We start from the raw sequence: 12,533 nt of genomic DNA, 5'->3' as shown, positions 1-12,533 counted from the left end.
CTGATCGTTCCGGGGCTTCACGCCCGGTCCGCTCCCGCGGGCCGGGCGTTTTGCATTCACCACGGTGCCCGCTTCCGGCCTGACTAGGCCCGACTCCGCTTGACACCTTCTGGCGCTCTGCCTATCTCGGCCTCGGCTCTGGCACTCCCCGGGAGTGAGTGCCAGAGGCCGGCCCCACGGAGCGCCGCGGCGGCGCAACAGGAAGACCGAGGAACACCTATGGCCAAGCTGAAATTCCGTCCCCTGCATGACCGCATCGTGGTGAAGCGCCTCGATGCCGAAGAGAAGACTGCGGGCGGCATCATCATCCCCGACACCGCCAAGGAAAAGCCCTCGCAGGGCGAAGTGCTCGCGGTCGGCTCCGGCGCCCGCGACGAGGCCGGCAAGCTTGTCCCGCTGGACGTCAAGGCTGGCGACAAGGTGCTGTTCGGCAAGTGGTCGGGCACCGAAGTGAAGATCGACGGCCAGGATCTCCTCATCATGAAGGAATCCGACGTCATGGGCATCGTCGGCTGACGCTGCGCCTTCCCCATATCGATCCGGCGCCTGTCGCCGCGGGACATCCCCGCGGATCCTCCCTTCGCGGGAGCTGGCGGCGCCGGCGGCAAACCGACAAGGAGTAGGCCACATGGCTGCCAAAGAAGTAAAATTCTCCTCCGATGCGCGTGACAAGATGCTCCGCGGCGTCGACATCCTCGCCAATGCCGTCAAGGTGACGCTCGGCCCCAAGGGCCGCAACGTCGTCATCGAGAAGAGCTTCGGCGCCCCGCGCATCACCAAGGACGGCGTCACCGTCGCCAAGGAGATCGAGCTCGAGGATCGCTTCGAGAATCTCGGCGCCCAGCTGGTGCGTGAAGTCGCTTCCAAGACCAACGACACCGCCGGCGACGGCACCACCACCGCCACCGTGCTGGCGCAGGCCATCGTGAAGGAAGGCGCCAAGTCGGTCGCCGCCGGCATGAACCCGATGGACCTGAAGCGCGGCATCGACCTCGCCGTCGCCGAGGCGATCAAGGACATTTCCAAGCGCGCCAAGAAGGTGAAGAACACCGACGAAGTCGCCCAGGTCGGCACCATCTCCGCCAATGGCGACGCCTCGATCGGCCAGATGATCGCCGGCGCGATGCAGAAGGTCGGCAATGAGGGTGTCATCACCGTCGAGGAAGCCAAGACCGCCGAGACCGAGCTCGAAGTGGTCGAGGGCATGCAGTTCGACCGGGGCTACCTCTCGCCCTACTTCATCACCAATGCCGAGAAGATGGTCGCCGACCTCGAAGACGCCTACCTGCTGATCTTCGACAAGAAGCTCTCGGGTCTCCAGGCGATCCTCCCGGTCCTCGAGCAGATCGTCCAGTCCGGCAAGCCGCTCGTCATCGTGGCGGAAGACGTCGAGGGCGAGGCCCTGGCCACGCTCGTCGTCAACAAGCTGCGCGGCGGCCTCAAGGTCGCGGCGGTGAAGGCTCCGGGCTTCGGCGATCGCCGCAAGGCCATGCTGGAAGACATCGCCATCCTCACCGGTGGCCAGGTCATCTCCGAAGACCTCGGCATCAAGCTGGAGAGCGTCAATCTCGCCATGCTCGGCCGCGCCAAGAAGGTGATCATCGAGAAGGAAAAGACCACCATCGTCGATGGCGCCGGCAAGAAGAAGGACATCGAAGGCCGCGTCGCGCAGATCAAGGCGCAGATCGAGGAGACCACCTCGGACTACGACCGCGAGAAGCTGCAGGAGCGTCTGGCCAAGCTCGCCGGCGGCGTCGCGGTGATCCGCGTCGGCGGCGCGACCGAAGTCGAAGTGAAGGAAAAGAAGGACCGCGTCGACGACGCGCTGAACGCCACCCGCGCTGCGGTGGAAGAAGGCATCGTCCCGGGCGGCGGCATTGCCCTGCTGCGCGCCAAGAAGGCGGTGGAGAAGCTGACCTCCGACAATCCCGACATCGCTGCCGGCATCAAGATCGTGCTGCGCGCGCTGGAAGCCCCGATCCGCCAGATCGCCGAGAATGCAGGCGTGGAAGGCTCGATCGTGGTCGGCAAGGTGCAGGAATCGAAGGACCAGAACTTCGGCTTCAACGCCCAGACCGAGCAGTTCGTCGACATGATCGCCTCCGGCATCGTCGACCCGGCCAAGGTCGTGCGCACCGCTCTGCAGGACGCGGCTTCCGTGTCCGGCCTGCTGGTCACCACCGAAGCCCTGATCGCCGACCTGCCGAAGCCCCCGTCGGGCGCCCCGGCCATGCCGGGCGGCGGCGGCATGGGCGGCATGGACTTCTGATGTCGCGCTAAGCCGCCCGGCAATCGCCAAGAACCCGAAGTCGGCCAAGGCCGACTTCGGCGGGCGGCGGCGGCATGGGCGGCATGGACTTCTGATGTCGCGCTAAGCCGCCCGGCAATCGCCAAGAACCCGAAGTCGGCCAAGGCCGACTTCGGCGGGCGGCGGCGGCATGGGCGGCATGGACTTCTGAGTCCAGCCTCTTCAGGCGTCATCCCGGCCGCAGCGCAGCGAAGAGCCGGGATCGCGCAACGGAAGAGAGCGTCCAGCGATCCCGGATACGGCCTTGCGGCCGTTCCGGGATGACGATGGAAGCAATGTTCGAGAGGCCGCCTTCGGGCGGCCTCTCTCATTTCTGATGTGCGCTTCGCTTCGATCCGGTCCACCTTGCCGCCCCAAACGTCAGGGAGGCAGCGGATGGACCAGCGCATCATCGATCTCTATGACCGCTTCACCCACGGCCAGCTCGGCCGGCGGGAATTCATGGACCGGCTCGCCACCGTGGCCGGCTCCATGGCAGCGGCGGCCGCCATGCTGCCCTTGCTCACCAATGATTATGCCCAGGCCGCGCAAGTGGCCGAGGACGACAAGCGCCTCGACATCTCGACCACCGGCTACCCGTCCGGTGCGACCACGGTGAGCGGCTATCTGGTGCGGGCCAAGCGCGTCGACGCCAAGCGGCCGGCGGTCATCGTCATCCACGAGAACCGCGGCCTCAATCCGCACATCAAGGACGTCACCCGCCGTCTCGCGCTCGACGGCTTCCTCGCCTTCGGCGTCGACCTGCTCTCGTCCGATGGCGGCACGCCCGCTGATGAGGACAAGGCGCGCGACATGATCGGCAAGCTCGACGGCCCGGCGACGGTGGCGCGGCTGAAGGATGCGGTCAGCTTCCTCGCGACCAATGCGGCCTCGAACGGCTCGGTCGGCGCGGTCGGCTTCTGCTGGGGCGGCGGCATGGTGAACCTGATGGCCGAGGCGAGCCCGGAACTGAAGGCCGGCGTCGCCTATTACGGCATGCAGCCCCCGATCGAACGCGTCGAGGACATCAAGGCCGCCTTGCTGCTGCATTATGGCGGGCTCGACAACCGCATCAATGCCGGCATCCCGGCCTATGAGGCCGCGCTGAAGCAGGCCGGCAAGGACTACGCCATCTATGTCTATGACGGCGCCAATCACGCCTTCAACAACGACACCAGCCCGAGCCGCTACGACCCCACCGCCGCCGAACTGGCGTGGGGACGCACCATCGATTTCCTGTCGAAGCACCTCGGCGTCCCGCCGCCGGTGGAGACGTGACGGGCCGCGGCCGCCTCAGATCGGCGGCAGCGACAGCCATTGGCTGACTGCCGTCAGCACCAGATCGACGGCAAGCGCGGCGAGGATCATCCCCATCACCCGGCTGATGACGGACGAGCCGCCGCGTCCGATGACCCGCGAGATCGGCCCGGCCGCCAGCAGGATCAGCAGCGTGAGCAGCAGCACCAGCGCGAAGGTCGCGACTGTCGCCATCCTGCCGAACAGGTCGGAGCCGGCATCGTCGGTCAGCACCACCGCCGCCAGCATGGCGCCGGGGCTGGCGATGGAGGGGATGGCGAGCGGATAGATCGCGAGGTCGATCGGCCGCTCGCTCAAGGGGTGGATCTCCGGATGGACATTGCCGTGGATCATGGTGAGCGCGAACAGGAACAGCACGATGCCGCCGGCAATCTGGAAGGAATAGATGGAGACGTCCATGCTCCTGAGCAGCCAGTGGCCGGCGAACACGAAGAACACCAGCACCGCGAACGAGATCAGCACCGCCAGGATCGCGGCGCGCCGGCGGGTGTGTTCTTCCACCCCCGAGGTGACGGCCAGGAAGACCGGGAGCGTGCCGAGCGGGTCGATCACCACCCACAAGGTGACGAATTCCGCGAACCGTTCGGTCCAGTTCATCGCGTGGCTCCTGTCGCCGAATGCGGCTGAACTTCTTCCGTGTCCATCGGGCGTCATCAAGATGACCTAACCCATTGCTGTTGCATCCGCCCGCCATCGAACGCACTTTGGCGTGAGGGAAACCGGGGGAGGCCGTTGAGTCGGATATGACTGAGGGGAAGCGGGCAGGACGAGTACGGGCAGTGCGGCAAGGGCTTGATTTCAATTATGAACGCGAGGCGCTGGCGGCCGGCGATGCTCCCATTGCCGGCGCCGACGAGGTCGGTCGCGGCCCTTGGGCAGGCCCCGTGGTCGCGGCTGCCGTGATCCTCGATCCCGAGCGCGTCCCCGGCGGGCTGGACGATTCCAAGAAGCTCACCGCGCCGGAGCGGGAAGCGCTGTTCGACATCATCTGCGCAACCGCCGAGGTCGCGGTCGCCTTCGCGCCGCCCTCGCGTATCGACGTCCATGACATCCGCAAGGCGACCCTGTGGGCGATCGCCCGCGCCACCGCTTCGCTGCCGCGGCGCCCGCGCTTGCTGCTGGTGGACGGGCGCGATCTGCCGGACGTCACCTGCGCGGCGCGCGCCATCATCGGCGGCGACGGCCTCATCGCCTCCATCGCCGCCGCCTCCATCGTCGCCAAGGTGACGCGCGACCGGCTGATGGCCTCGCTCGGCCTCGCCCATCCCGGCTATGGCTTCGAGCGGCACATGGGCTATGGCACGCCGGAGCATGCCGAGGCGCTGGCGCGGCTCGGCGTCTGCCGTCATCACCGCACCTCCTTCGCCCCGGTGCGCGCCCGCCTCGAAGCGGCGGAGTAAGGACGGGTCATGTTGTGGTCGGCGCCGTGGATCGAGGCGCTGCGGGTCCGCCCGGCGCTTGCCGTGATGGTCGCCGCGGTGCTGTTCGCGCTGCTCTGGACCCTGGTGCCGCTGCTGTTCTTCTATTCGCCGCCGGCGCTGCTGCTTGAGCACGTGGTCTATGCCCGCGAATGGCGCGCCGGAGCCGATGCCGGCGGACCGCTGGCGGCGTGGCTGGTCGGCGTCGCCTTCACTGCCGGCGGCATGACGGCGGTCTATCTCCTGTTCGCGGCCGCCTCGATCGCGGCGGTCTGGCTCGCCTTTGACATTGCCAGGCGTTTGCTTGGGCGCACGCTTGGCGCAACTGCGGCATTGCTGTTCCTCGCCATGCTGGCCATGGGCAGCGCCGCGCCGCCCTTCGCCCCGGACCGGCTGATCCTGCCGGTGACGCTGTGGCTGACGCGCGAAGCCTGGCGCGTGCTCGGCGAGGCGGAGACCGAGGCGTGGCCGGCGCTGGCCGCCGCCGCCGGCGTCGCCTTGTTTGCCGGCTGGTCGGGCTGGGTGAGCGTGGTCGCGGTCGGCGTGCTGCTGTTCACCACGCCGCAGGGGCGTGTCGCGCTGAAGGCGCCCGAAATGATCCGCGGCGCCGTGGTCGGCGTGAGCTTCCTGATCCCGTTTGGTGCCTGGGCGGCATTCGTGCTGCTGGAGCAGGGGCTGGCCGGCTCGGCCTTCGCACCCTATTCGCTGGTGGCGCTCGCCGTCAGCGCGCTGGTGGCGCTGGCACCGGGACTGCTGATCGCGCTCTGCGCCGGTCCGGTGGGCGACCGCTCGCATGTCGGCGACGTACCGGAACTGCTGCGCCCACCGCTCCCAGGGTTCGCGCGACCCTTCCTCTCGGCGCTCGCCGGCTGGCCGCTGCTGTTCCTGGTGGTGCCGGCGATGTTCGGCGCCAGCCTGTCGCTCTGGGGCGTCACCGCGGTCGCCGCCTTCGCGCTCTGGCTGGTCTCGCTGCGCGGCGAGCGGGCCGGGCTGCACCGGCACGGCCTCGTTGCGCTGCTCTGGCTGGCCTGCCTGCTGGCGCCGCCGATCGTCGCCGCCGCGACGGTGTGGGCGGCGCCGCATCTGCGCCCGGCCGGAGAGGATGTGAACTTCCCGGCCCAGGCTATCGCCCGCCCGCTGACCGAGATCACCGCGCGGCGCACCGGCAGCCCGCCGCGCATCATTGCCGGCGATTTGTTCCTTTCCGGGGCGATAGCTCTGGCCAGTTCCGCGCACCCGACGGTGATGCCCGGCGCCGATCCGGCACGGGCGCCCTGGATCAGCGCCGAGGAGTTGGCGCGCGATGGCGCCGTGGTGGTGTGGAGCATCACCGATCCCAGCGGCGAGCCGCCCTTCGAGATCCGCTCGCGCTGGCCGGACCTGCGGCCGCAGGCGCCGCTGGTGGTGCAATGGGCGATCCCCGGCAAGCTCGAGCCGGTGCGGGTCGGCTGGGCCATCGTGCCGCCGCAGCCGGTGCCGGCGGCGACCACGCCGCCGCAACCGCTCGTGGTGCCGGCGCCTATGCCGCCGGGAGCCGCGCCCAAGCCTCCCGCGCCCGAGCCTCCCGCGCCGGCACCCGCTGTGCCGGCTCCGGCCGCACCCGCTCAGTGATAGCCTTCGCCTTCACGCACCTTGCCGCGGAAGATCCAGTAAACGAAGGCCACATAGACCAGGATGATCGGCAGGATGAACACCGCCCCGATCAGCATGAAGATCTGGCTGGCCGGCGCCGCGGCGGTTTCCCACACGGTGAGAGCGGGCGGCACCAGATAGGGGAAGATCGAGATGCCGATGCCGAGATAGCCGAGCAGGAACAGCCCGATCACCCCGAAGAAGGGCAGGTTCTCATGGCCGCGCTCCAGCCAGTGCCAGACGAACCAGGCGAGCAGCAGGGTGATGATCGGCACCGGCGCCAGGTAGAAAAGGTTCGGGGTGGTGAACCAGCGCTCGGCGATGCGCGGTATGGCGATCGGCGTCCACAGGCTGACGATGCCCATGAAGATGAGCACCAACGGCAGCAGCGTCTTGGCATGGGCGCGGGCGCGGCGCGCCACCTCGCCCTCGGTCTTCATCACCAGCCACACGCTGCCGAGTAGCGCATAGCCGGCGACCACGCCGAGCCCGCACAGCAGGGCGAACGGCGTCGCCCAGTCCATCGGGCCGCCGGCGAAGGCGTTGTTCTCCACCTTCATGCCCTGCACGAAGCCGCCCAGCAGCACGCCCTGGAAGAAGGCGGCGAGCGTCGAGCCCCCGGCGAATGATATGTTCCAGAGGAAGCGGCTGGTGTCGGCTACCCAGCGAAATTCGAAGGCGACGCCGCGGAACACCAGGGCCAGCAGCATGAAGATCATCGGCAGATAGAGCGCCGGCATCAGGATCGAATAGGCCAGCGGGAAGGCGACCAGCAGGCCGCCGCCACCGAGGATGAGCCAGGTCTCGTTGCCGTCCCAGAATGGGGCGACCGAGTTCATCATCTGGTCCTTCTCCCGTTCGTCCTTGGCGAACGGGAACAGGATGCCGAGCCCGAGGTCGAAGCCGTCCAGTATCACATACATGGCGATGGCGACTGCGAGCAGCAGTGCCCAGGCCACCGGCAGGTACCAGATCATCCCAGCAGAGACCGTTTCCATGGCTCAAGCCCCCGGCGTTGCGATGGCGTCGCGGGCGGCATCGCCCGCGGCGGAGAGCGGTCGGCTGGGCGGAAGGTTTTCCGGCGTCTCGATGGCGGCGCCTTGCGGGCCCTTCACGATCAGGCGGTTGATGTAATAGATGCCCATCGAGAACACGACGCCATAGACCAGCACGAACAGCACCAGGGTCGTCGCCACTTGCCAGCCGGTGACCGGGGAGGCGGCGTCGAGCGTGCGCAATATCCCCGTCGCGATCCACGGCTGGCGGCCGACTTCGGTGACGAACCAGCCGGACAGCACGGCGATGAAGCCGAGCGGCCAGACGAATTGCGTCGGCCACAGGTACCAGTCGCTGTCGAACAGCCGGCGACGCCACAGCAGGAACGCGCCGACCCAGCCGATGGCGATCATCAGCAGGCCGATGCCGACCATGACGCGGAAGGCGAAGAACGGCACCGCCACAGGCGGCCGGTCGTTCGGCGGAAATTCCTTCAGCCCTTTGAAGGTGCCGTCAAGCGTATGGGTCAGGATCAGGCTGCCGAGCCGGGGGATGGCGATCTGGTAGTCGTTGCGCTCTTCCTTTTCATTCGGGATGGCGAACAGCACCAGCGGCACGCCGGCGTTCGGCGAGGTGCTCTCGCCGCCCCAATGCGCCTCGATGGCGGCGATCTTGGCCGGCTGGTGTTCCAGCGTGTTGAGGCCGTGCTGGTCGCCGATGAGGGCCTGGAGCGGGGCGAAGATCGCGATCAGCCCGATGGCCATGCGCATCATGGTGCGCCCGTCTTCCGGGAAGCGTCCGGCGACGAGGTAGCGCGCCCCGACCGCCAGCACCACGAATGCGGTGGTGAGGTAGCAGGCCGTCACCATATGGGCGAGGCGATAGGGGAAGCTCGGATTGAAGATCGCCTCGAGCCAGTCTGTCGGAATGGCGACGCCATTGACCATCTCGTAGCCGGCCGGGGTCTGCATCCAGCTATTGGCGGACAGGATCCAGAAGGCGGACATGGTGGTGCCCACCGCCACCGCGATCGACGCGAAGACGTGGAGCGGCCGCGGCACCTTGTTCCAGCCGAACAGCATGATGCCGAGGAAGGTCGCCTCCAGGAAGAAGGCGGTCAGCACCTCGTAGCCGATCAGCGGCCCGACCACATTGCCGACCACCCGGGAGAAATTGCTCCAGTTGGTGCCGAACTGGTAGGAGAGCACGATGCCGGACACCACGCCCATGGCGAACGACACCGCGAAGATCTTGGTGAAGAACCGCGCGATTCGGTGGTAGCGCTCATGACCAGTCGAGATCCACAGCACTTCCAGCGTCGCGATATAGGCCGCCAAGCCTATGGTGAAGCTGGGAAATATGATGTGGAAGGAAATGGTGAAGGCAAACTGGATGCGTGCCAGAAGAACCGGATCGAGGTCCATCATCTCCCCCATGCCTGCGCCGATGCCGCAGCGTAGCAAAAATCTACGCTTCCGGATCGCAGTATGGAATTAGCATATGTCAAACAGACAGCAGCGGGTGCTGCGCGCGCGGCCGCGGCGGCGGCATGCCGCGCGACGGTTTGGCGGATGTGACGTTTTGGCGGGGGTAGCGACCTCATCCTGAGGTGCCGCGCAGCGGCCTCGAAGGATGCCCGCCCCAGATAGACGTCCACGGCTTCAACATCCTTCGAGGCTCGCTTGCGCTCGCACCTCAGGATGACGTGGCTCTACGTACTACGCGCCGGCAACTCGCCGAGCGCTTTCGAGATCGCCAGGAAATCCCGCCACGCCATGCGCTTGCCGAGCGGGGTGCGCAACAGGTAGGCCGGGTGGAAGGTGGCGAGTGCGGGAATGGTGCGGGTGCCGGTGTCGTACTGCCCCCAGCGCCCGCGCGCCTTGGTGATGCCGTCCTTTATCCCCAGCAAGGTCTGCGCCGACGGCCCGCCGAGGCAGACCAGCATGTCCGGATTGGCAAGCTCGATCTGCCGGCGGATGAAGGGCAGGCAGATCGCGGTCTCCTGCGGCGTCGGGGTGCGGTTGCCCGGCGGGCGCCAGGGCACGACATTGGCGATATAGGCGCTCGTGCGGTCGAGCCCGATTGCCGCCATCATGCGGTCCAGCAGCTTGCCGGAGCGGCCGACGAACGGCTTGCCCTCGATATCCTCGTCGCGGCCGGGCGCCTCGCCGACGAACATCAGCCGCGCCTGCGGGTTGCCGTCGGAGAAGACGAGGCGGGTCGCGGTGTGCTTCAGCGGGCAGCCGTCGAAGCCCTCCAATATGGTGCGCAACGCCTCGAGCGTCGGCGCGCTCATTGCCGCTTCGCGAGCTTCCACCGTCGCCACGTCGGGCGGGGGCGGGGCGGCCGTGCTCATCATCGGCGCCGCCGGCGGCGGCGGGGCCGGGCGACGGGGCTCCGGCCTTGGAGCGGGCTGCGCGTTTTGGGGCACGGAAGCCGGCCGTGCTGCCGGCGTCACGGCCGCCGGGCGCGCAGCGGCACGGGCACTCGCCTCCGCCGCGCTCTCCTTGAAGCGGTCGATCGGCGCCTCGCCCAGCGCGGCATCGACCCCGGCTTCCACGTGGAAGGCCAGGATGTCCGCGAAAATATCAAGTTCATTCAATGGCATGATGCAATCATAACATTGTTGGCAGCTGTGCGAAGGCGGATGTTGTCACGGCGCGGCAAGCATGGAAGAAGTCCAAATAACACACTGTGCTGCGCTGGAAGGGGATCATGAGCGAGGTCGAGCTGCCGGAACGCGAGAGCATGGATTATGACGTCGTCATCGTCGGCGGCGGGCCGGCGGGACTGGCGGCGGCGATCCGGCTGAAGCAACTCGACGAGGCGCTGTCCGTCGTGGTGGTGGAGAAGGGCTCCGAGATCGGCGCCCATATCCTTTCCGGCGCGGTGATCGATCCGATCGGTCTCGACCGGCTGTTCCCTGACTGGCGCGACGATCCCGACCGGCCCCTGAAGACCCCGGTCACCGACGACCGTTTCTATCTGCTGGGACCCGCCGGTGGCGTGCAACTGCCGAACGCGCTGATGCCGCCCTTGATGAGCAATCACGGCAATTATACCGGCTCGCTCGGCAATGTGTGCCGCTGGCTCGCCGGCAAGGCGGAAGCGCTCGGCGTCGAGATCTACCCCGGCTTCGCCGCCGCCGAGGTGCTGTATGGCGATGATGGCGCCGTGCTCGGCATCGCCACCGGCGACATGGGTATCGGACGCGACGGCGAAATCACCGATCGCTTCACCCGCGGCATGGAATTGCGCGGCCGCTATACGCTGTTCGCCGAGGGTGCGCGCGGCAGCCTCACCAAGCAGCTGATCGCCCGGTTCAAGCTCGACAAGGATCGCGAGCCGCAGAAATATGGCATCGGCCTGAAGGAACTCTGGCAGCTGGCGCCGGACAGGCACCAGCCTGGCCTCGTGCAGCACTCATTCGGCTGGCCGCTCGACAATGCCACCGGCGGCGGCTCCTTCCTCTATCATCTGGAGGATGGGCTGGCGGTGGTCGGCTTCGTCGTCCACCTCAATTACACCAACCCCTATGTCTCGCCGTTCGAGGAATTCCAGCGCTTCAAGACCCATCCGATGATCCGCCCCACGCTCATGGGCGGCAAGCGGCTGAGCTATGGGGCGCGGGCCATCACCGAGGGCGGCTACCAGTCGGTGCCGAAGCTGACCTTTCCCGGCGGCGCGCTGATCGGCTGCGCGGCCGGGTTCGTCAACGTGCCGCGCATCAAGGGCAGCCACAATGCCGTGCTTTCCGGCATGCTCGCCGCCGAGCATCTTGCCACGGCGCTGGCCGAAGGTCGCTCGCATGACGAGCTCGCCTCCTATGAGGCGGCGTGGCGCTCATCCGACATCGGCCGCGACCTGTGGAAGGTGCGCAACGCCAAGCCGCTCTGGTCGAAGCTCGGCACCTATGCCGGCATTGCCTTGGGCGGGCTCGACATGTGGGCCAACACGCTGCTCGGCTTCTCGCCCTTCGGCACGCTTAAGCATGGCAAGCCGGATTCCGCGACGCTGAAGCCGGCAACTGAGGCGCGCAAGATCGCCTATCCGAAGCCCGACGGCGTCGTCTCATTCGACCGGCTGTCCTCGGTGTTCCTGTCCAACACCAATCATGAGGAGGACCAGCCGGTGCACCTCAAGGTGAGGGACATGGCACTGCAGAAGGCGTCCGAACTCGGCGTGTTCGCCGGACCGTCCGCGCGCTATTGCCCGGCGGGGGTCTATGAATGGGTGGAGGAGGGCGGCGGTCCAGGCGGCGAGCCGCGGTACGTCATCAACGCGCAGAACTGCGTCCACTGCAAAACCTGCGACATCAAGGACCCCAACCAGAACATCGACTGGGTGACGCCGGAGGGCGGTGGCGGGCCGAACTATCCGAATATGTGATCAAGGACGGGCGGCATCGCGTCCGCCCAGAGCATGTTCCGCAAAAGTCGGAAGACCTTTGCGATCAGAACATGCTCCAAGCTATTGACCCGAGAGCGCTATCTTGTCGCTCGGATGATTCCATCCGAGCGGGCAGGCCTCTGGTGCGGCTCAGCGCGGCGGGGGCGCGGACCCGAATGCAGCGGGACGCGGCTTGGTGTCGAGCGGCTTCTTCTTCGGAGCCGGCAGCAGGCCTTCGCGCTGCGCCTGCTTGCGCGCCTGCTTGCGGGCGCGGCGCACGGCTTCCGCCTTCTCGCGGGTCTTCCGCTCGGAGGGCTTCTCATAGGCGCGGCGCGCCTTCATCTCGCGAAAGAGCCCTTCGCGCTGCATCTTCTTCTTGAGCACGCGCATGGCTTGGTCGACATTGTTGTCGCGGACGAGAACCTGCAAAACGTTTCCGATCTCATGCCTGCGGGCGGTATGTGATGCTGCCGCGGGCGCTGGTGTTGGCGCCG

11 protein-coding genes are annotated in these 12,533 nt (G+C 67.4%); 6 read left to right on the top strand and 5 right to left on the bottom strand.

What is annotated here, in order from left to right:
* The first annotated feature begins 219 nt into the window (after positions 1-219).
* From groES to G3545_RS12425, 3 genes are all read left to right on the top strand, one after another.
* Complete coding sequence (groES, locus tag G3545_RS12435; RefSeq protein ID WP_170012987.1) at positions 220-516, top strand: co-chaperone GroES; 297 nt, start codon at positions 220-222, stop codon at positions 514-516.
* A 112-nt stretch (positions 517-628) separates the two neighbouring features.
* Positions 629-2,269 carry a chaperonin GroEL gene (gene groL / locus G3545_RS12430; protein ID WP_170012985.1) on the top strand — a complete coding sequence of 547 codons (1,641 nt, stop codon included), beginning with the start codon at positions 629-631 and terminating at the stop codon, positions 2,267-2,269.
* Between the two features lie 414 nt (positions 2,270-2,683).
* Entirely contained in the window at positions 2,684-3,565 is an 882-nt protein-coding gene (locus tag G3545_RS12425; RefSeq protein WP_170012983.1) for a dienelactone hydrolase family protein, read from the top strand.
* Between the two features lie 15 nt (positions 3,566-3,580).
* On the opposite strand, the gene G3545_RS12420 is transcribed toward G3545_RS12425, so the two are convergent.
* Complete coding sequence (locus tag G3545_RS12420; protein WP_170012981.1) at positions 3,581-4,201, bottom strand: MarC family protein; 621 nt, start codon at positions 4,199-4,201, stop codon at positions 3,581-3,583.
* Positions 4,202-4,347: 146 nt separating this feature from the next.
* Between G3545_RS12420 and G3545_RS12415 the strand changes: the two genes are divergently transcribed.
* Both G3545_RS12415 and G3545_RS12410 read left to right on the top strand, forming a co-directional pair.
* Positions 4,348-5,004, top strand: a complete 657-nt coding sequence (locus G3545_RS12415) for a ribonuclease HII (RefSeq protein WP_170012979.1) — start codon at positions 4,348-4,350, stop codon at positions 5,002-5,004.
* A gap of 9 nt (positions 5,005-5,013) precedes the next feature.
* Positions 5,014-6,633, top strand: coding sequence for a glycosyltransferase family 39 protein (locus G3545_RS12410; protein ID WP_170012977.1), 1,620 nt, complete (start codon positions 5,014-5,016; stop codon positions 6,631-6,633).
* Here G3545_RS12410 and cydB read toward each other — a convergent pair.
* From cydB to G3545_RS12395, 3 genes are all read right to left on the bottom strand, one after another.
* Positions 6,627-7,652, bottom strand: a complete 1,026-nt coding sequence (gene cydB, locus G3545_RS12405) for a cytochrome d ubiquinol oxidase subunit II (RefSeq protein WP_281411714.1) — start codon at positions 7,650-7,652, stop codon at positions 6,627-6,629. The genes G3545_RS12410 and cydB overlap by 7 nt on opposite strands.
* Positions 7,653-7,655: 3 nt before the next feature.
* On the bottom strand, positions 7,656-9,074 hold the full coding sequence (locus G3545_RS12400) for a cytochrome ubiquinol oxidase subunit I (RefSeq protein ID WP_170012975.1): 1,419 nt from the start codon (positions 9,072-9,074) through the stop codon (positions 7,656-7,658).
* Positions 9,075-9,361: 287 nt separating this feature from the next.
* Positions 9,362-10,258 (bottom strand): uracil-DNA glycosylase, encoded by an 897-nt coding sequence (locus G3545_RS12395; RefSeq protein WP_170012973.1) that lies wholly within the window; start codon positions 10,256-10,258, stop codon positions 9,362-9,364.
* A 107-nt stretch (positions 10,259-10,365) separates the two neighbouring features.
* Here G3545_RS12395 and G3545_RS12390 point away from each other — a divergent pair, with 107 nt between their 5' ends.
* Positions 10,366-12,039 (top strand): electron transfer flavoprotein-ubiquinone oxidoreductase, encoded by a 1,674-nt coding sequence (locus G3545_RS12390; RefSeq protein WP_170012971.1) that lies wholly within the window; start codon positions 10,366-10,368, stop codon positions 12,037-12,039.
* 150 nt (positions 12,040-12,189) lie between these two features.
* On the opposite strand, the gene rpsU is transcribed toward G3545_RS12390, so the two are convergent.
* On the bottom strand, positions 12,190-12,468 hold the full coding sequence (gene rpsU, locus G3545_RS12385) for a 30S ribosomal protein S21 (protein ID WP_170018052.1): 279 nt from the start codon (positions 12,466-12,468) through the stop codon (positions 12,190-12,192).
* Between the last annotated feature and the right edge of the window lie 65 nt (positions 12,469-12,533).

Origin of the sequence: Starkeya sp. ORNL1 (assembly GCF_012971745.1) — a bacterium.
Classification (GTDB): domain Bacteria; phylum Pseudomonadota; class Alphaproteobacteria; order Rhizobiales; family Xanthobacteraceae; genus Ancylobacter.
Note: the sequence above shows the minus strand (reverse complement) of the source record. Positions and strands in the feature narration are given on the sequence as shown.